This window comes from Oceaniglobus sp. K40-3 (assembly GCF_055808395.1).
This window is the reverse complement of the sequence record NZ_CM147868.1, coordinates 2,014,384-2,034,281: the sequence shown is the minus strand read 5'-3', so window position 1 is coordinate 2,034,281 and position 19,898 is coordinate 2,014,384. Positions and strand designations below refer to the sequence as shown.

Annotated in this window: 18 protein-coding genes and 3 pseudogenes; 9 read left to right on the top strand and 12 right to left on the bottom strand. The window is 60.9% G+C overall.

All coding sequences use genetic code 11. The features are described from left to right. The first annotated feature begins 7 nt into the window (after positions 1-7). Positions 8-1,979: pseudogene (locus AC0L7P_RS10535) on the top strand (methylmalonyl-CoA mutase family protein). Positions 1,980-2,103: 124 nt separating this feature from the next. Beyond that, entirely contained in the window at positions 2,104-2,421 is a 318-nt protein-coding gene (locus tag AC0L7P_RS10530; RefSeq protein ID WP_473432757.1) for an H-NS histone family protein, read from the top strand. Positions 2,422-2,795: 374 nt separating this feature from the next. Here AC0L7P_RS10530 and AC0L7P_RS10525 read toward each other — a convergent pair whose 3' ends face one another. The 12 genes and pseudogenes from AC0L7P_RS10525 to AC0L7P_RS10470 all read right to left on the bottom strand — a co-directional run bounded on the left by AC0L7P_RS10525 (position 2,796) and on the right by AC0L7P_RS10470 (position 10,857). Next, positions 2,796-3,575 (bottom strand): succinate dehydrogenase iron-sulfur subunit, encoded by a 780-nt coding sequence (locus AC0L7P_RS10525; RefSeq protein WP_473432756.1) that lies wholly within the window; start codon positions 3,573-3,575, stop codon positions 2,796-2,798. A 10-nt stretch (positions 3,576-3,585) separates the two neighbouring features. Then, entirely contained in the window at positions 3,586-3,897 is a 312-nt protein-coding gene (locus tag AC0L7P_RS10520) for a hypothetical protein (RefSeq protein WP_473432755.1), read from the bottom strand. After that, positions 3,897-4,175, bottom strand: a complete 279-nt coding sequence (locus AC0L7P_RS10515; protein ID WP_473432754.1) for a hypothetical protein — start codon at positions 4,173-4,175, stop codon at positions 3,897-3,899. The genes AC0L7P_RS10520 and AC0L7P_RS10515 overlap by 1 nt, the downstream gene beginning before the upstream one ends. After that, entirely contained in the window at positions 4,175-4,543 is a 369-nt protein-coding gene (locus tag AC0L7P_RS10510) for a hypothetical protein (protein WP_473432753.1), read from the bottom strand. Before AC0L7P_RS10510 ends, AC0L7P_RS10515 begins: the two co-directional genes overlap by 1 nt. Continuing rightward, positions 4,543-6,348 (bottom strand): succinate dehydrogenase flavoprotein subunit, encoded by a 1,806-nt coding sequence (gene sdhA / locus AC0L7P_RS10505; protein WP_473432752.1) that lies wholly within the window; start codon positions 6,346-6,348, stop codon positions 4,543-4,545. Before sdhA ends, AC0L7P_RS10510 begins: the two co-directional genes overlap by 1 nt. A gap of 24 nt (positions 6,349-6,372) precedes the next feature. Then, the gene (locus tag AC0L7P_RS10500; RefSeq protein ID WP_473432751.1) at positions 6,373-6,744 is read right to left on the bottom strand and encodes a succinate dehydrogenase, hydrophobic membrane anchor protein; all 372 of its coding nucleotides are present in this window, start codon (positions 6,742-6,744) and stop codon (positions 6,373-6,375) included. Positions 6,745-6,756: 12 nt separating this feature from the next. After that, a complete protein-coding gene (gene sdhC, locus AC0L7P_RS10495) occupies positions 6,757-7,140 on the bottom strand; it encodes a succinate dehydrogenase, cytochrome b556 subunit (protein ID WP_473432750.1) in 384 nt (127 codons plus the stop codon). A 215-nt stretch (positions 7,141-7,355) separates the two neighbouring features. Next, positions 7,356-8,396: pseudogene (locus tag AC0L7P_RS10490) on the bottom strand (MaoC family dehydratase). Next, positions 8,393-8,605 carry a DUF1737 domain-containing protein gene (locus AC0L7P_RS10485; RefSeq protein WP_473432749.1) on the bottom strand — a complete coding sequence of 71 codons (213 nt, stop codon included), beginning with the start codon at positions 8,603-8,605 and terminating at the stop codon, positions 8,393-8,395. The pseudogene AC0L7P_RS10490 and the gene AC0L7P_RS10485 overlap by 4 nt, the downstream one beginning before the upstream one ends. Continuing rightward, entirely contained in the window at positions 8,598-9,143 is a 546-nt protein-coding gene (locus AC0L7P_RS10480) for an NnrU family protein (protein ID WP_473432748.1), read from the bottom strand. Before AC0L7P_RS10480 ends, AC0L7P_RS10485 begins: the two co-directional genes overlap by 8 nt. Further along, positions 9,140-10,012 (bottom strand): HpcH/HpaI aldolase/citrate lyase family protein, encoded by an 873-nt coding sequence (locus AC0L7P_RS10475; RefSeq protein WP_473432747.1) that lies wholly within the window; start codon positions 10,010-10,012, stop codon positions 9,140-9,142. The genes AC0L7P_RS10480 and AC0L7P_RS10475 overlap by 4 nt, the downstream gene beginning before the upstream one ends. 92 nt (positions 10,013-10,104) lie before the next feature. Then, a complete protein-coding gene (locus AC0L7P_RS10470) occupies positions 10,105-10,857 on the bottom strand; it encodes a sulfite exporter TauE/SafE family protein (protein WP_473432746.1) in 753 nt (250 codons plus the stop codon). A 163-nt stretch (positions 10,858-11,020) separates the two neighbouring features. Between AC0L7P_RS10470 and mdh the strand changes: the two are divergent. The 7 genes and pseudogenes from mdh to AC0L7P_RS10435 form a co-directional block, all read left to right on the top strand. Continuing rightward, positions 11,021-11,968, top strand: a pseudogene (gene mdh, locus AC0L7P_RS10465) (malate dehydrogenase); the annotation flags it as partial. Between the two features lie 263 nt (positions 11,969-12,231). After that, entirely contained in the window at positions 12,232-13,458 is a 1,227-nt protein-coding gene (locus AC0L7P_RS10460; RefSeq protein WP_473432745.1) for a coiled-coil domain-containing protein, read from the top strand. A 258-nt stretch (positions 13,459-13,716) separates the two neighbouring features. Then, on the top strand, positions 13,717-14,910 hold the full coding sequence (gene sucC / locus AC0L7P_RS10455; protein ID WP_473432744.1) for an ADP-forming succinate--CoA ligase subunit beta: 1,194 nt from the start codon (positions 13,717-13,719) through the stop codon (positions 14,908-14,910). 116 nt (positions 14,911-15,026) lie between these two features. Next, complete coding sequence (gene sucD, locus AC0L7P_RS10450; RefSeq protein ID WP_473432743.1) at positions 15,027-15,911, top strand: succinate--CoA ligase subunit alpha; 885 nt, start codon at positions 15,027-15,029, stop codon at positions 15,909-15,911. Between the two features lie 4 nt (positions 15,912-15,915). Continuing rightward, on the top strand, positions 15,916-16,404 hold the full coding sequence (locus AC0L7P_RS10445; RefSeq protein WP_473432742.1) for a DUF805 domain-containing protein: 489 nt from the start codon (positions 15,916-15,918) through the stop codon (positions 16,402-16,404). Beyond that, positions 16,401-16,937 (top strand): DUF805 domain-containing protein, encoded by a 537-nt coding sequence (locus tag AC0L7P_RS10440; RefSeq protein WP_473432741.1) that lies wholly within the window; start codon positions 16,401-16,403, stop codon positions 16,935-16,937. Before AC0L7P_RS10445 ends, AC0L7P_RS10440 begins: the two co-directional genes overlap by 4 nt. Further along, positions 16,934-19,894 (top strand): 2-oxoglutarate dehydrogenase E1 component, encoded by a 2,961-nt coding sequence (locus AC0L7P_RS10435; RefSeq protein WP_473432740.1) that lies wholly within the window; start codon positions 16,934-16,936, stop codon positions 19,892-19,894. Before AC0L7P_RS10440 ends, AC0L7P_RS10435 begins: the two co-directional genes overlap by 4 nt. Positions 19,895-19,898: the final 4 nt, after the last annotated feature.

Here is a 19,898-nt window from a genome sequence, read left to right as displayed (position 1 = left end):
GGCCTCAATGACCGACACCCCCCACCGTGACGCCCCCTGGCTGTTTCGCACCTATGCCGGTCACTCCACCGCTGCCGCCTCCAACGCGCTTTATCGGGGCAATCTGGCCAAGGGGCAAACCGGCCTGTCTGTTGCCTTCGATCTGCCCACCCAAACGGGATATGACAGCGATCACCCCCTCGCCCGCGGCGAAGTGGGCAAAGTCGGCGTGCCCGTGGCCCATCTGGGCGATATGCGGGCGCTGTTCAACGACATTCCGCTGGACCAGATGAACACGTCAATGACGATCAACGCCACCGCCCCGTGGCTTTTGGCGCTGTATATTGCCGTGGCCGAGGAACAGGGCGCCGATCCCCGCGCCCTGCAAGGCACGGTGCAAAACGACATCATCAAGGAATACCTGTCGCGCGGTACCTATATCACGGCGCCCGTGCCATCGCTGCGGATGATTACGGATGTCGCTGCCTATACCCGTGAACATCTGCCCAAATGGAACCCGATGAATGTCTGTTCCTATCACCTGCAAGAGGCGGGCGCGACACCGGAACAGGAACTGGCCTTTGCCCTGGCAACCGCCACCGCCGTTCTGGATGATCTGCGCGGAAAGGTGGACGCGGCGGATTTTCCCGAAATGGTGGGGCGGATTTCATTTTTCGTGAATGCCGGAATCCGCTTTGTCACCGAATTGTGCAAAATGCGTGCCTTTGCCGAATTGTGGGATGAAATATGCCGTGAGCGTTACGGCGTCGAAGATGCCAGATACCGCCGGTTTCGCTATGGGGTGCAGGTGAATTCTCTGGGGCTGACCGAACAACAGCCCGAAAACAACGTCTATCGCATCCTGATCGAAATGCTGGCCGTCACCCTGTCGAAAAATGCCCGCGCCCGTGCCGTGCAGCTCCCGGCATGGAACGAGGCCCTGGGCCTGCCCCGCCCCTGGGATCAGCAATGGTCGCTGCGGATGCAACAGATTCTGGCCTATGAAACCGACCTTCTGGAATATGGCGATCTGTTCGATGGCAACCCGGCGATCACCGCCAAGGTTGAAACGCTGAAATCCGGAGCGCGCGCCGAATTGGCCCTGATTGATGGCATGGGCGGGGCGGTGCAGGCCATCGACTACATGAAATCCCGCCTCGTCGAAAGCAACAGCGCCCGAGATCGCCGCCATCGAAACCGGCGCCACCACCGTCGTTGGCGTCAACCGTTTCACCACCGGCGAACCCTCGCCCCTCGTTTCCGATGACGCCGCCGTGATGATGGCCGACAAGAACGCCGAGGCAGATCAGATTGCCCGCCTCGCCGCCTGGCGGGAAGGGCGCGATGAGAAAGCGGCGCAAGCCGCGCTCGAAGAGCTGCGCGCCGCCGCCGCCTCGGGCGCCAACATCATGCCCCCCAGCATCCGCGCCGCCCGCGCCGGGGCCACCACCGGCGAATGGGGCGATATGATCCGGGCCGCCTTTGGCCAATATCGCGGCCCCACCGGCGTGTCGCGCAATCCGTCCAACCGCACGGAAGGGTTGGAGAAAATCCGCGCCGATGTCGATGCGGTCTCGGCGCGCCTGGGCCGTCGGTTAACGCTGCTGGTCGGCAAGCCGGGTCTTGATGGCCATTCCAACGGGGCCGAACAAATCGCCGCCCGCGCCCGGGATTGCGGGATCGACATTACCTATGATGGGATCCGCATGACCCCTCAGGACATCGCAACCGCCGCGCGCACAACCAGGGCCCATGTGATCGGCCTGTCCATTCTGTCGGGCAGTCACATTCCGCTGGTCGGCGAATTGATTGAATTGCTACGCGCGCAGGATTGCGCCGAAGTGCCTGTCATTGTTGGCGGAATTATCCCCACAGCGGATGCAGATGAATTGCGCGCCATGGGTGTTGCGCAAATTTACACGCCTAAGGATTTCCAACTCAACCGTATTATCGCTGATATCGTTACCATAGTTGAAAGCCCCGCGATCACGGTCAAATAAGAAGATCGGCGATTTGTTTCTTAAATGTTACCGCCCAAAATTTAATCTTGCCAATTTCGTTCAGATGTAAAACAACGCAATCGGAACTGCGCTCAATTTCCGGGTGCTTGGAACGATTGGAAAAATGATGGACCTTGAAAAACTCTCCCGTGCGGAGTTGCTGAAGCTGCGTGTCGAACTCGACAAGGCGATTGAAACACTCGATACCCGCCGCAAGGCCGAAGCCCGCGCCGCCGCCGAGGCGATCGCAAAAGAGCACGGATATTCGCTCGACGAGCTTCTTGCCGCCGAAAAGAAAGGCCGCAAGGCCGGCCAGAAAAGCCCCCCGAAATACCGCAACCCCGCAAACCCCGTCCAGACCTGGACCGGACGTGGCCGCCAACCTGGTTGGATCAAAGAGGCATTGGCCGTCAATAAATCGCTGGATGCATTCGAGATCTGATAATTCGGTATTTCGCTTGCGCGAATTACCGAAACACGAAAACGGGCATTCCGCCACCGGATTACGGTCGGAAACAGGGATGCCCCATTCAATTCACCTCAAAAACGCAGACCGAAACTCTGTTCAGGTATCTCTTGCAGGAACCGAAAGACCAAATGCGTCCGGTGCGTTGAAGTCTTTGATTTCAGGTCGTTTTGTGTGGGTCTGGAATTGGCGTTCTGATCCGCTTGTGACGGCCGGCTGCCCTGTTTGGCGACGCCAGACTACTCTCTCAGATCGCTTCTCGCACGGCGCCGCCGCCCCGTGACCAGCCATAGGCTGCACGGAAGCCGATCTGTCGGCGCCGGTGGAAAAGCTGCGGGCAGCCGCAACCTTCAGACCGTGCGTTCAACCATCATCTTTTTGATCTGGCCGATGGCACGCGCCGGATTCAGCCCCTTGGGGCAGGTCTTGGCGCAGTTCATGATCGTGTGGCAGCGGTACAGCTTGAACGGATCTTCCAGATCGTCCAACCGTTCGCCCGTCGCCTCATCGCGGCTGTCGATGATCCAGCGATAGGCATGCAGCAACGCGGCCGGGCCGAGATAGCGATCACCGTTCCACCAGTACGAGGGACACGACGTAGAACAGCAAGCACACATGACGCATTCATACAGACCGTCGAGTTTCTTGCGGTCTTCAATGCTCTGCTTCCATTCCTTTGCCGGACGCGCGGTGGTGGTTTCCAGCCATGGCATCACGCTTTCGTGCTGGGCATAGAAATGGGTCAGATCGGGGATCAGATCCTTGACCACGGGCATGTGGGGCAACGGGTAAATCTTTACGTCACCCTTGATTTCATCCATGCCATAAATACAGGCCAGCGTGTTGATGCCGTCGATGTTCATCGCGCAGGATCCACAAATGCCCTCGCGGCAGGACCGGCGAAAGGTCAGCGTCGGATCGATCTCGTTCTTGATCTTGATCAGCGCGTCCAGAACCATTGGCCCGCAGGTGTCCATATCGACGAAATAATGATCCACCCGGGGGTTTTCACCGTCATCCGGGCTCCAGCGATAGATGCTGAACTTGCGCGTGTTGGTCGCGCCCTCGGGCTTGGGCCAGGTTTTACCGGTGCGGATACGGCTGTTTTTCGGCAGGGTCAGTTGAACCAAGGCAAGGCTCCTATCTCAGAAGGGCCGGCAGACCTTCGGTCGCCAGGCATTGAATTGTCCCGCTGCGGGACAAAATATCGCTTACGATCTTCACGGTGTTGGCCGTTGGCCCGGTAACCGCATCGGCGGCCAGCGACAGCAATTCGTTCGAATTGGCGTTGTCGATCACACAATCGGTGGCCGGTTCACTGGCAACCCCGGGCAGTTTGTTCGCCATCACCGGGCGCACGGCGGATTTCGCCGCGCTGCGCGTCAGATCATCGCGGGTGGCAGGGGTGCAGGCGGCCAAGGCAACCAGCCCCAGAATGGCAAAGCGCATCATCACAACACCAGAGGCCGGATCGGCCCCTGCCCTGATTTCTCGCGCACACAGCTATCATACACCTGATAGGGGTCGCGGTTTCGGAAATAATCACTGGTCACGCCAATTTTCACCTTGCTGCGCGCACCACCGGTGCCAACGCCAATGCCAACCTCGCCCGTTACCCCATCTGCGGCGCGCGCCCGTTCCTCACATTGGCGCGCCGCGAGTTCGGGCGATATCGGCGTACAGGCGGCAAGCCCGGCAAAAACAAGAAAGGCAGCGCCGGTTCGCATCATCAACAACCGTTCGCCCGGCGCACATCATCCTTGATGATATAGCCCGAACCGCCCAAAAATGCCGAATCCGAAGGCCGATAGGGATAGCCGCAAAATGCCCGCTCCCCTGCGCGCACCACAAGTGTTTGCCCGGCATCGGTGTTCACCCCGTGGCGCGCGGCACATGCGTTGACCACCTGCGCCGTCTGGACCGAAACATTTGCCCCGGCGTTCAACCGGGTAAAGGCGCGCCCGCCGACAAACCCACTCTGGACCGAAACCGGCCCCGTGACCCCGGCGTCGCGGGCACATTCCAGCACCGTGGCGCTGGGGCTGGCCTGCGCCGTACCGGCCAATGCGACAAATACCATGCTCAGCAGAATACGCATCAATACACCCGCGTTTTGGGGGCAATCTTTTTCAATGCGATCCCGCCGTCATCCTCTTTGGTCAGGGGGTCCAGATGCACGGCGCGATAATCAAGGCTGGCCTTGCCGTCCTTGAACCGGATCAGCGAATGCTTGCGCCAGTTTTCGTCATCGCGGTCAGGATAATCCTCGTGGGCATGGGCGCCCCGGCTTTCCTTGCGCGCCGCCGCCGAGGTGATGGTGGCCACGGCATTGGGCATCAGGTTTTCCAACTCCAGCGTTTCCATAAGATCGCTGTTCCAGATCATCGAGGTATCCGTGACCTTGATATCGCTCAGCTTGGCGGCCACGTCCTCCATCTTTTTCTGCCCTTCTTCCAGGGTTTTGTCGGTGCGGAACACCGCGGCATCGGCCTGCATCGTCTTTTGCATCTCAAGGCGCAGTTCTGCCGTGGGAACGCCACCCTTGGCAAAGCGCAGCGCATCAAACCGGGCCAGCGCGGCATCAATGGATTTCTGGTTTGGCGTCGGCACCCGGGTTTCGGGATCGACGATTTTACCCGCCCGAATGGCCGCCGCGCGCCCAAACACCACCAGATCAATCAACGAGTTTGACCCAAGCCGATTCGCCCCATGCACCGAGGCACAGCCCGCCTCGCCCACGGCCATCAGGCCCGGCGAAACGCGGTCGGGTTCATCCGCAGTGGGCGACAGAACCTCGCCCCAGTAATTGGTGGGGATGCCGCCCATGTTGTAATGCACGGTGGGCAAAACCGGGATCGGTTCCTTGGTGACATCGACACCGGCAAAGATGCGGGCGCTTTCGGAAATCCCCGGCAGACGTTCGTGCAGGGCCTCTTTCGGCAGGTGGTTGAGGTTCAGATGCAAGTGATCGCCATCCTTGCCCACGCCGCGCCCTTCGCGGATTTCCATGGTCATGCAGCGCGACACCACGTCGCGCGACGCGAGATCCTTGTAAGTCGGGGCATAGCGTTCCATGAACCGCTCGCCTTCGGAGTTGGTCAGATAACCGCCCTCGCCCCGCGCGCCTTCGGTGATCAGGCACCCGGCGCCGTAAATCCCGGTGGGGTGGAACTGAACAAACTCCATATCCTGAAGCGGCAGACCCGCCCGCGCGGCCATCCCGCCGCCATCACCGGTGCAGGTGTGCGCCGAGGTGGCGCTGAAAAACGCCCGGCCATAGCCGCCGGTGGCCAGCACTGTCATCTTGGCGGAAAACAGGTGCAGGGTGCCATCGTCCAGCTTCCAGCACAAAACGCCCTGACAGGTGCCATCGTCGGACATGATCAGATCAATGGCGAAATATTCGATATAGAACTGCGCCTTTTGCTTCAGGCTTTGGCCGTACAGCGTGTGCAAGATCGCGTGACCGGTGCGGTCGGCGGCGGCGCAGGTGCGCTGCACCGGGGGGCCTTCGCCAAATTCGGTAGTGTGGCCGCCAAAGGGGCGCTGATAAATCTTGCCCTCTTCGGTGCGCGAAAACGGCACGCCGTAATGCTCCAGCTCGTAAACCGCCTTGGGCGCCTCGCGGACCAGATATTCCATGGCGTCCATATCGCCCAGCCAATCAGACCCCTTGATCGTGTCATACATATGCCACTGCCAATTGTCCGGCCCCATGTTGCTCAGGGATGCGGCGATGCCGCCCTGTGCGGCCACAGTGTGCGACCGGGTGGGAAACACCTTGGTCACACAGGCCGTGCGCAGCCCCTGTTCGGCCATGCCCAGCGTCGCGCGCAGGCCCGCACCGCCCGCCCCCACGACGACAACATCATATTCGTGCGTTTCGTATTCATAAGCAGCCATGCGGCAAACTCCCGTGCGTTGGCGTCAAAGAGCGATGCGGACGATGGCGAACAAACCTGCCGCCGCCGCTGCATAGGACAGACAGATTACACCTATAATCAACGCTTTGCGCGTCAACCCGCCTGCGTAATCCTCGATCATCATTTGCGCACCGTTCTTGAAATGCATGAACCCGACCGCAATGGTCAGCCCGGCGATGATGGCCGGAAAGGGCCGTGCGAAATATGCCACCACGTCGGCGTGGGGGCTGCCCAGCATCGGGCCAAAGGTAAAGACAAACAGCGGCACCAGAATAATCAGCGCGACGGAACTGACCGTCATCGCCCAGTGATGTGCTGTGCCGCTCTTGGCTGATCCAAGGCCCTCGGCCCGCTTGCGATCTGTCAGATATCTCATGTCAGCGGCCCCCTATACCAACGCCACGGTCAGCAGTGTCAGAACCACCGATCCGCCGATACAGCCCCAGCCGAGCTTTTCGGCAAATTCCACCTCATAGCCGCGCCCGGTGTCCCAATAAAGATGCCGCAGCCCCGCCAGCGTGTGATACCACAGCCCCAGCACCGAAAAGAACATCACCAGATCGCCAAACCAACTGGTGATGAAACCATCCGCGGTGGCAAATGCCTCGGGCGATGTGGACGCGGCCAGAAACCACCACACGATCAACAATGCCGCAACCAGCATGGCGTTGCCGGTGATCCGGGTCAGGATCGAGGTCATCGAGGTAAGCTGCGGGCGATAAATGCTCAGGTGTGGCGACAGGGGCCGATTGCCCCGGTTTACGTCTGCCATGGGAATATCCTTGTTCTGCGCATCCGGGACGGGATGCAAACCGTACTCTTGTCCGCACCTTACGCCCGAACCCTTAAGCAAGTCACCCACCCTCGCCAATTTTCCGGCCAGATTTCGCCGCCTGCGGAAAGATTTCTTGCAATTATGTGATCACACGCCGATTTTTCGTGATCACAAAAACGGAACAGACGCCAAACACCGGCACCGCGCTGCTTTCACAGTGGAATCACCGCCCAATAATCCAGATCAAGCAGGATGTGGGGCAGGTATCGCCCGTCGCCATCCTTCACCCCGTCGCCCACGCCTTTGGTTGCCACCGTCCGCAGCCGGATAGCCCCCACGCCGGGGGCCGCTGTGGGGGCCAGATCCAACACCTCGGACCAGGCGCGCACCGTATCGCCCGCAGCGCAGGGGTTGGCATGGGCACCGCCGTTCAGCGCGACGATCATCTGCGCATTGGCCAAGCCGTTGAAACTCAGCGCCCGGGCCAGCGAAATCACATGGCCGCCATAGATCAACCGCCCACCGTCGCGCGCGGTGGCGTCAAAATGCACCTTGGCGGTGTTTTGCCACAATCGTGTGGCCAGCATGTGTTCAGCCTCTTCCACGGTCACGCCGTCGATATGGTCGATCACCTCGCCCACGGCGTAATCGCCCCAACGGTGCGGGCTCGCCCGCCTGGGCGAAATCATAACCGGTGAAATTCAACCCTTCGGGCAGCACCAGATCGCCCGCCGCCACCACAGGGGCCAGATCGGGGATCACCGTTTGCGGCGCATCGCCCGGTGCGCGGCGACGCACCATCACCCAGCGCACATAGCTGAGCACCGGCCTGCCATGTTGATTCACACCCGTCGTGCGCACCCAGATCACCCCGGATTTACCGTTGGAGTTCTGTTTCAGCCCGATCACCTTAGACTGGCTGCGCAAGGTGTCGCCGGGCCAGACCGGCGCCAGCCAACGGCCCTCGCCGTAGCCCAGATTGGCCACCGCGTTCAGCGAAATGTCCGGCACGGTTTTGCCAAACACCACATGAAAGGCGATCAGATCGTCCAGAGGGGCGCCGGGCAATCCGCAGGAGCGGGCGAATTCATAAGACGAATACAGCGCCCCGCGCGCGGGATAAAGCGCGTGATAAAGCGCCCTTTCCCCGCCCCCACCGTGCGGGGCACGGCATGGTCGATCACCTCACCCAGCCGGTAATCCTCAAAGAACCGCCCCGGGTTGGTTTTGCCAGAGGCGGTTCTTTTATTCATTGCTGGCCCAGCTTCATGTCCGGGGCATAAGGTTTGTCGATCACCTTGGTCACGGCCTGCGCACAGCGCATCACGCCATTGGCCCGATCAAACCCATATGCGGGTGACCCATGCAGCACCCAGCCCTTGCTTAGCGCCAGCGAAACCTTGTGACAGAATTCCGACGTATCGTCGCCCGTCAGCAGGCGATAAATGACATGCTCAGCCAAAGGGGTTCGCTCCCAACATGGTATGGATTCCCGCGACCACGGCAAACACCACCACCGTGGCAATCACCGCCGTCACCTCTTTTTTCACCGGCACCGGATGGGGCGGTGTCCAGGCGCCCGTTGCCCGGTTGATCACGATCACCTCGGCCACGGCCCAGGCCAACATGCCGCCAAACAACACCAGCGACGGCAGATCACCGTTCACCAGAATATGCGCCAGGGCCCAGACCTTGACCGCCGTAAGTTGCGGATGGCGGATAAACCGGGTGATCCGGGTTTTCGCACCACTGGCCGCGAACAGATAGAACGCAAACACCATCAACAGGTTGTTGATTCCCACCATGGCCGGCGTGCGGCCCCACCATACCGGCCCGTCGGCCCCGCGATAGCCAACAACCATCAGCACGATGGCAACGACAACGGCCAGCGCGACAATCCCCTTGCCCTTGTCCCCCATTGCCGCCCGGCTGTCGGGTGAAATGCGTTTCCAGAAATGCGCGCCTGCCCACAGGATCAGGCCAAGGATGATAAGGGTCATGTGTTCTCCAACGTGGCGATGGCTGCGTGTTTGGCCAAGGTCGCCTGTGCGGTGACGATATGCAAGTTCTCAACGATGCGACCATCCAGCACGGCCACCCCCTGCCCCGCAGCCAATGCCGCGTCATAAGCCGCAATCTGACGGCGCGCCAGATCAATTGCATCGCCCGAGGGCGCAAACACCGCGTTGGCCAGCGCCACCTGTGCCGGATGAATCAGCGTCTTGCCATCCATGCCCAACGCGCGGCCCTGTTCACATTCGGCGCGCAGGCCCTCTTCATCCTTGAACGCATTATACACGCCATCGACACAGGCAATCCCCGCCGCCCGCGCCGCCATCAGGCAGGTTTGCAGCGCCAGCATCATCGCCATCCGGTCGCCCCCGGTCTGGCATCCCAGTTCCCTGGCCAGATCGTTGGTGCCAATGACGAACCCTGCCATGCGCGGCGCGCGGGCCACGGCGGCGGCGTTCAGGATGCCGTCGCAGGTTTCCATCATCGCCCAGATCGCCGTTTCGCGGGTTTCGGGCCGGGCGTCCAGGCGCGCGGCCAACGCCTCGATGTCCGCCGGGCCGTTGACCTTGGGCAACAACACCGCGTCGGGGGAAGCGGCGGCGATGGCATCAAGGTCGGCGTCGGCCCATTCCGTGTCAAACCCGTTGATCCGCACCATGACAACCCGCGCGCCAAAGCCTTCGCGCAGGGCCGCAACCACGGTATCACGGGCACCCGGTTTGGCATCGGGGGCAACCGCATCTTCCAGATCAAGGATCACCGCATCGGTGGCAACGCTGCGCACCTTTTGCAAGGCACGCGCATTCGACCCCGGCACATAAAGAACCGAACGCAGGGGGCGCGTTTGAATATCCATGATCTCTCTCCGCAATTATATTGCGCAAAAAGGTCACAAAACGCACCTTTCCGCAACCTTAAATTTGCCGCGCCGCAGAAAGTCGCGCGCCGTCAGGTCAGCGCATCAAAGATCAGCTTGGCCCCGGTGATCGTCAGAAACGCATAGGTCAGCCCGAAAAACAGCCGCTCGTTCACCACCCGGTGCAGCCAGACCCCAAGGTAAACCCCGCCAAAGGCCACCGGCACCAGATAGACATCGGCCAACAGCGTATCAGGGGTGAAAATGCCCAAAGCGGCATAAAACCCGACCTTGTAAAGGTTGATCGCGGTAAACACGAGAACGGTCGTCGCCTGATAGGTTGTCTTGTCCAGCCCCCGCGTCAGCAGATACACCGCCGCCGGCGGGCCGCCCGCGTGGCTGATGAAACTGGTAAACCCGGAAACCGCCCCCCAGAAATATCCCGCCCCCGGCAAGGGCCGCCGCCCCTCAAGGCGCAACCAACCCCGGGTGCGCGCCAGTTGATAGACCACAAATCCGATTGCGACCGTCCCGATCAGAAACCGCAGAACATCGGCATTCGCCACAGTATAAAGCGCCGCCCCGATCAAAACCCCCGGCACCGCCCCGATCATCAGCACCCGCGCCAATGGCCAGTTCCAGCGCCGCCAAAAGGCGCGCAAAGCTGTGACATCCATGATCATCAGCAGCGGCAACATCAGCCCGATGGCCTGGGCCGGTTGCAGAATCAGCGCCAGCAGTGGCGCCGCCGCAAAGGCCGCCCCCGACCCGAATCCGCCCTTGGATGCCCCGGCAAACAGCACGGCAGGGATCGCGAAGGCAAAAAATGTGATGTCCAGTTCCATGTGGTGCGCCCTGCCCGATATCCCCGATCTGCCAGAGCTTTAGCGCCAACATCGCACAGGCACCAGCCGTCAGCGCGCCATCACTTGGCGCGGCAGGCTTGCAGGGGCCGCGCCAAATCGCTACCCAACCGGGCAATACCACACCAGATCGGAGATCACTTCCATGGCCAGACCCAAAATCGCCCTCATCGGCGCCGGGCAAATCGGCGGCACGCTCGCCCATCTCGCCGCCATCAAGGAACTCGGCGACGTCGTTCTGTTCGACATCGCCGAAGGTACGCCTCAGGGCAAGGCGCTGGACATCGCATCCTCAGGCCCGTCCGAGAAATTCGACGCCGCCGTGACCGGCGCCAACGATTACGCCGATATTGCCGGGGCAGATGTCTGCATCGTCACCGCCGGTGTGCCCCGCAAACCGGGGATGAGCCGCGATGACCTGCTGGGCATCAACCTCAAGGTAATGAAATCGGTGGGCGAAGGCATTGGCAAACATGCGCCCAACGCCTTTGTCATCTGCATCACCAACCCGCTGGATGCCATGGTCTGGGCGCTGCGCGAATTTTCCGGCCTGCCCCACAACATGGTCTGCGGCATGGCTGGCGTTCTTGATTCCGCCCGCTTCCGCCATTTCCTGTCGCTGGAATTCAATGTTTCGATGAAGGATGTGACCGCCTTTGTTCTGGGTGGGCATGGCGATACGATGGTGCCGCTTGCGCGCTATTCCACCGTGGGCGGCATTCCCCTGCCCGATCTGGTCGATATGGGCTGGACCACGCAGGACAAGCTTGACGCGATCATTCAGCGCACCCGCGACGGCGGTGCCGAAATCGTCGGCCTGCTGAAAACCGGCAGCGCGTTTTATGCGCCCGCCACCTCGGCCATCGAAATGGCCGAAGCCTTCCTCAAGGATCAGAAACGCGTCCTGCCCTGCGCCGCCTATGTGGAAAATGCCCTTGGCCTCAAGGGCATGTATGTGGGGGTGCCGACCGTCATCGGTGCCGGTGGCGTCGAAAAGGTGATCGACATCAAGATGAACAAGGACGAACAGGCGATGTTCGACAAATCCGTGGATGCCGTCAAAGGCCTGGTCGAGGCCTGCAAGGGCATTGACAGGCTCGCTGAGCTGAGATCGGTTCGACTGACCAAAAAAGGGGCGCCCCTGTGGCGCCCTTTTCGATTCTGCCCCTGCACGGCACGCTATTTTCCCCCGCCCCCCGGAACTTCCTTGGAACTTCGCCGCGCCCCGGTCATTATCAAATGGCGGGGTGCATCGGTTCGCCCCGCACCCACCGGTGCCATGCCACGGTGCCACAGTGCTGCAACAGGGGAGATGCGCTCATGGCGGAACAAGAAAATTCAAACGGTTTTAATGGCTTGACGGGAATTGTCATCGCCGTGGCCGTGGTTGGCTGGCTTACGGCCCTGTATTTCTTTGTGCAGCAAAGCCGCACATCCGACGATATCACCGCCGCCCTGCAACAGCGCGACGCCGCCACCCAGAGCCTTGAGGAACAGCGCACCGCCTCGGGCAGCGTTGACGATCTGAACGCCAAAATCACCAGTCTCACCCCCGAGGTCAAAGAACTCACCGACAAGCGCGATGCGGCCCAGGGCCAGGTTGATACCCTGACGGCGCAAGTGGCCGGCCTTGAAACCCGCCAAAGCGATCTGCAAGACCAACTTGATACCGTCAACGCCGCCCGCACCAAGGCCGAGGAAGACCTCGCGCCCCTGCGTGAGGAACTGGCCAAACATGAACAACGCAGCACTGAACTGGCCCAGACCATCACCGATCAGACCGATGAACTGGCCAAGATCAGCGCCCGCGTCGAAGAGGCCCGCGCCAAAGAGGCCGATCAACTGGCATCCGTCGCGCAGCTTACCAAGGAAAGCGCCGGCCTCTCTGATGAAGCCGCCGCCAGCGAAAGCCGCCTGAACGACGCCCGCGACGAACTGGCCACCGCAACCGAGAGCCTGACCGCCGCCCGCGACGAAACCGCAGACCTGACCGAACGCGCCGAAACCCTGCAAAAACAGGTGGACAGCGCCACCGAACGTCTGGCCACCCTGCAAGATGACGTCACCGCCATCGAAGCGCAACGCACCGAATTGCAGACCACTTTGGCAGAGTTGACCCAATCGGTTGCCGAGCGGTCAAAGAGCCTCGCCGAGATCGAGAACCGCATCAGCACCGGCATTACCGACGAAAACAGCCGGACCGCGGCACAAACCGAAACCGACAAGCCTGCAAAAGCGGTTGAAAAAGCCGCCCCCGACACACAAACCGCGCAACCGCCCGCCGCGGACGAGGAGACAAGCAAAGCGGTTGACGAGGCCGCACCCGCAACAGACGACAAGGCTGGCAATGCCGCCGATAAAGCCGCGCCCGCAACTGACGAAAAGGCTGGCGAAGCCACCGATGAGGCCGCGCCCGCAACGGACGACAAGGCTGGCAATGCCACCGATAAGGCCGCGCCCGCAACAGACGAAAAGGCTGGCCAAGCCACCGATGAGGCCGCGCCGGACACTGAAGCCGCCCAACCGCCCGTTACCGATGAGGAAACCGGCAAGGCGGCCGACAAGGCGCCCGCGTCGGAATGAACCGGACGGGCGCCCACAAGAGTTGATCCAAATGCACCGGCCCGCCCCGGGCCGGTGCAGTGTCAAACACCTCACAGAGCCGCGCGAATCACCTTTGCGCCCGGGCTTGTCACATTTTGTGATCACACCATTTCGACGTGTGATCACAAATGCTCGATTTTCCGCGAATTTACCGCCCTGACTGAAAATATCCCTTAAACCCTTTCGCAACACGTGGCATGCACAAAGGAACCGAAAGCATGACAAGGGACTGTCGCCATGAACATCCACGAATATCAGGCCAAAGCCTTGCTGCGTTCCTATGGCGCTCCGGTCAGCGACGGGCGCCCCGTCCTGCGCGCCGAAGACGCCAAGACAGCAGCAGGTGAACTTGATGGCCCCCTTTGGGTGGTCAAGGCCCAGATCCACGCCGGTGGACGGGGCAAAGGCAAATTCAAAGAATCCGACGCCGGCGACAAGGGCGGCGTGCGCCTGACCAAATCCGTGGCCGAGGCCGCCGAGGAAGCCAAGAAGATGCTGGGCCGCACCCTTGTGACCCACCAGACCGGACCAGCGGGCAAGCAGGTCAACCGTATCTATATCGAAGACGGCAGCGGCATCGAAACCGAACTTTACCTCGCCCTGCTGGTTGATCGCCAATCCAGCCGCATTTCCTTTGTCTGCTCCACCGAGGGCGGCATGGACATCGAGGAAGTCGCGGCATCAACCCCGGAAAAAATCCTGTCGTTCTCCGTCGATCCCGCCGCCGGCTACCAGGCCTATCACGGACGCCGCATCGCGTTTTCGCTGGGCCTGAAGGGCCAGCAGGTGAAACAATGCGTGTCGTTGATGGGGCTGCTCTATAAGGCCTTCACCGAGAAGGACATGGAGATGTTGGAGATCAACCCTCTGATCGTCACCGACAAGGGCGATCTCAAGGTGCTGGATGCCAAGGTGTCATTTGACGGCAATGCCATCTATCGCCACGCCGATATCGCCACCCTGCGCGACGAAACCGAAGAAGACCCCAAGGAACTCGCCGCGTCGAAATACGATCTGAACTATATCGCACTGGACGGTGAAATCGGCTGCATGGTCAACGGCGCGGGCCTTGCCATGGCGACCATGGACATCATCAAACTGTATGGCGCGGAACCGGCCAACTTTCTGGATGTTGGCGGCGGCGCCACCAAGGAAAAAGTAACCGAAGCGTTCAAGATCATCACCTCTGACCCCAACGTCAAAGGCATCCTCGTGAACATTTTTGGCGGCATCATGCGCTGCGATGTGATCGCCGAGGGCGTGGTTTCCGCGGTGAAAGAGGTCGGCCTGAAAGTGCCGCTGGTGGTCCGCCTTGAAGGCACCAACGTCGAGGAAGGCAAACGCATCATCAATGAATCCGGTCTCGATGTGATCGCCGCCGACGACCTGCGCGACGGCGCCGAAAAGATCGTGAAGGCCGTGAAGGGCTAAGCGCGCGCCGGTGCCCCGGCACCGGACAGTCGCCCCTGTGGGCCACGCAATACACTGATGAAGCGGTCGAAAACATCGCCGCTTCAGAACGCCAAATCCAGAACAGGACCACCACAATGGCCATTCTCGTAGACGAAAACACCAAAGTCATCTGTCAGGGCCTTACCGGCTCACAAGGCACGTTCCATTCTGAACAGGCCATCGCCTATGGCACCAAAATGGTCGGTGGCGTGACCCCCGGCAAGGGCGGGCAGACGCATCTTGACCTTCCCGTGTTCAACTCCTGCCACGAGGCGGTGGCGCAAACCGGCGCCAATGCATCTGTCATCTATGTGCCGCCCCCCTTTGCCGCCGATTCCATCCTTGAGGCGATCGACGCGGAAATCCCCCTGATCATCTGCATCACCGAAGGCATTCCCGTGCTGGACATGATGCGCGTCAAGCGCGCGCTGGAAGGCACGGCAAGCCGCCTGATCGGGCCGAACTGCCCCGGTGTCATCACGCCCGACGCCTGCAAGATCGGCATCATGCCCGGCCACATTCACCGGCGCGGCAGTGTTGGCGTTGTGTCACGCTCGGGCACGCTGACCTATGAGGCGGTGAAGCAGACCTCGGATTCGGGCCTTGGCCAATCCACCGCCGTGGGCATCGGTGGCGATCCGATCAAGGGTACCGAACATATCGACATTCTTGAGATGTTCCTGGCCGACCCCGAAACCGAAAGCATGATCATGATCGGTGAAATCGGCGGCTCTGCCGAGGAAGAAGCCGCGCAGTTCCTGGCGGATGAGCGCAAGAAGGGCCGCTGGAAACCCACCGCAGGCTTCATTGCCGGGCGCACTGCCCCTCCGGGCCGCCGCATGGGCCATGCCGGGGCCATCGTGGCCGGTGGCAAGGGCGGCGCCGAGGACAAGATCGAAGCGATGAAATCAGCCGGAATCGTTGTCGCAGACAGCCCCGCCGGTCTGGGCGAAGCCGTTCTCAAGGCGATCAAGGGCTGATCGGATGACGCCGCTTGCCGCCATTGACATGGGTTTGCGTGACAGCTTCCGCTTTCGCGGGAAAATGTCGCGCGGCCCGTATCTGTGGTTTCTGGCGGCGTCGATCGTGACCCTGGGTGGGCTGTTGTGGCTGGCCTGGGTCGCGTTCCCTGACCGGTTCGCATCCCTCGCTGTCGGCCTGATGCTCGTGTTTTACATCCCGGTTACATCGGCGGGTGCGCGGCGATTGCAGGATGCCGGACATCCGGGCGCTCTGATGCTGCGTCCGCTCGTGCCCGCCGCGACCGGGCTGATCATCGGTGTCGTTGCAATCTCGATCATCTATTCCAGCGTGATTACCTTTGCGATTTTCTTGCTCATGGCCAAGCTGATCTATTGGGTCGCGGCCCTCGTGGTTCTGGGCCTGACCATCGCCACGATGATCGCTGTCTCTGACGTGCTGTCGCGGCTGCTTGCGCCATCTGCGGCAATGAACAGGAGCGCGCGGCCATGACCCTTGCCCAAGCCATCAAAACCTGTCTGCGCAAGTATTTCACCTTTTCAGGCCGCGCCGCGCGCAGTGAATATTGGTGGTTTGTCCTTTTTGGGTTTCTGGCCTCGCTTCTCGCCGGCCTTGTCGATTTCCTGATGTTTGGCAGTGGCACCATCACCACAGCCCCGGGTGAAATCGCGGTTGAATCCGATGGCCCCCTTGGCGGGCTGGTCGCGCTGGCGCTGTTCATACCGGCCCTGTCGGCAGGATGGCGGCGGATGCACGACAGCGGGCGGTCCGGGTTTTACCTGCTGTATCCCCTGATCGTCATGATCGGAATTACCACGGCCGTGACCTTTTTTGGCGGTCTTAACATGATAACCGATGGCACCGCCCAAGGGCTGGCGGCCATCGTGCTGATCCCGGCGATGATTGTTCTGGCCATCTCGCCGCTGCTGGTGCTGTGGTGGCTGACCCGGCCCAGCCAACCGGGCACAAACGAATATGGCCCTGAACCCCATTCCGACCCCCGCTCCAACGAGGTGCAAAAATGACCGATCAATCCTCCAATGACGTGTTCCACGCGTCCAGCTTCATGCAGGGGCATAACGCCGAATACCTTGAGCAACTCTATGCGCGCTATGCCGCCGACCCCGAGGCGGTGGATGAAAGCTGGCGGGCGTTTTTCAAATCCCTTGGCGACACCCCCGCCGAGGCACAGGCCGAGGCCGCAGGCCCAAGCTGGGCGCGTTCCGACTGGCCGCCCCAGCCCGCCGATGATCTGACGGCGGCGCTGGATGGCCAATGGCCCGCCGCCCCGGTAGAGGCAAAGGCCGCCGGACAGAAAATCGCCGCCAAGGCCGCTGAACAAGGCGTCAAGGTCAGCGATGAGGCGATCAAACGCGCCGTGCTTGATTCCATCCGCGCCCTGATGATCATTCGCGCCTATCGGATTCGCGGCCATCTGGCCGCCGATCTTGATCCCCTGAACATGCGTGAAGAAAACGATCACCCCGAGCTTGAGCCAAAATCCTATGGCTTTACCGACGCCGACATGGATCGCCCGATCTTTATCGACAACGTGCTGGGGCTGGAAATCGCCACCATGCGCGAAATCCTTGATATCGTGCAGCGCACCTATTGCGGCACCTTCGCGCTGCAATACATGCATATTTCCAACCCCGAACAGGCCGCATGGCTGAAAGAGCGGATCGAGGGATACGGCAAGGAAATCGCCTTTACCCGCGAGGGGCGCAAGGCGATCCTGAACAAGCTGGTCGAGGCGGAGGGGTTCGAAAAATTCCTGCATGTCAAATACATGGGAACCAAACGGTTCGGCCTTGATGGCGGTGAATCCCTGATCCCGGCGATGGAACAGATCATCAAACGGGGCGGCAATCTGGGGGTGCGCGACATCATCATCGGCATGCCCCACCGGGGCCGTCTTTCGGTGCTGGCCAATGTGATGCAGAAGCCGTACCGCGCCATTTTCAACGAATTTCAGGGCGGCAGCTTCAAACCCGAAGATGTGGATGGATCGGGTGATGTGAAATACCACCTTGGCGCCTCGTCTGACCGGGTGTTCGACGATAATACCGTTCACCTGTCCCTGACCGCCAACCCCAGCCACCTTGAGGCGGTGAACCCCGTCGTTCTGGGCAAGGCCCGCGCCAAACAGGATCAGCGGAACGACAAGGAGCGCACCAGCGTTCTGCCGGTGCTGTTGCACGGCGATGCGGCCTTTGCCGGTCAGGGTGTGGTGGCCGAATGTTTCGGCCTGTCGGGTCTGCGCGGCCATCGCACCGGCGGCACCATCCATATCGTTGTGAACAACCAGATCGGGTTTACCACCGCGCCGCATTTTTCGCGCTCGTCCCCCTATCCCACCGACAACGCGCTGGTGGTCGAGGCGCCGATTTTCCACGTCAACGGCGACGACCCCGAAGCGGTGGTTCACGCCGCCAAGGTGGCCACGGAATTCCGCCAGAAATTCCACAAGGATGTGGTGATCGACATCTTCTGTTACCGCCGCTTTGGCCACAACGAGGGGGATGAACCCATGTTCACCAATCCCCAGATGTACCAGAAGATCAAGAAACAAAAGACCACGCTTACCCTTTACACCGACCGTCTGATCAAGGACGGGCTGATCCCCGAGGGCGAGATCGAAGATGCCAAGGCGCAGTTTCAGGCCTATCTGAACGAGGAATTCGAGGCCGGTAAGGAATTTCGCCCGAACAAGGCCGATTGGCTGGATGGCCGCTGGTCGCATCTGGATAAGCAGGGCAAGAAATATCAGCGGGGCAAAACCGCGATCAGCAAGGCCGATTTTGATGATATCGGCGCAGCGATCACCCACGCGCCCGATGATTTCGCGACGCACAAGACAATCGACCGCCTGCTGGACGCCAAGAAACAGATGTTTGAAACCGGCGAAGGCTTTGATTGGGCCACGGCCGAGGCGATCGCCTTTGGCTCGCTCATGCTTGAGGGCTATCCGGTGCGTCTGTCCGGTCAGGACAGCGCACGGGGCACGTTTTCGCAGCGCCACTCGGCCCTTGTGAACCAGAACACCGAAGACCGGTATTACCCCCTCAACCATATCCGCGAGGGGCAGGCCCAATATGATGTCATCGATTCCATGCTGTCGGAATACGCGGTCCTTGGGTTTGAGTATGGCTATTCCCTGGCCGAACCCAACGCCCTGACCCTGTGGGAGGCGCAGTTCGGTGATTTCGCCAATGGCGCGCAGATCATGTTCGATCAGTTCATCTCAAGCGGTGAATCCAAATGGCTGCGCATGTCCGGGCTGGTCTGCCTGTTGCCCCATGGCTATGAGGGGCAAGGGCCAGAGCATTCGTCCGCCCGCCTTGAACGGTTCCTGCAAATGTGTGGTCAGGACAACTGGATCGTGGCAAATTGCACCACGCCAGCCAATTATTACCACATCCTGCGCCGCCAGTTGCACCGCAGTTACCGCAAGCCGCTGATCCTGATGACGCCCAAATCCCTGCTGCGCCACAAGATGGCCGTCAGCCGCGCCGAAGAATTCCAGACCGGCAGCAGCTTTCACCGGGTGCTGTGGGACGATGCGCAATACGGCAATTCCAATCTGACGTTGAAAGACGACAGCGCGATCAAGCGCGTCGTCATGTGTTCCGGCAAGGTCTACTATGACCTTCTGGAAAAGCGCGACGCCGAGGGCCTGAACGATATTTATCTGATGCGGCTTGAGCAATTCTATCCGTTCCCGGCCAAATCTCTGGTCAATGAATTGGAACGGTTCAAGGGCGCCGAAATGGTCTGGTGTCAGGAAGAGCCGAAAAATCAGGGCGCCTGGAGCTTTATCGAACCCAACATCGAATGGGTGCTGAGCCGGATCAAGGCCAACACCACCCGCCCCGAATATGCCGGGCGCCCCGCCTCGGCGTCACCTGCCACGGGGCTTGCCTCGCAACACAAAGCACAACAAGCCACATTGGTGGCCGCCGCACTTGGCCTGGAAGGATAAGATC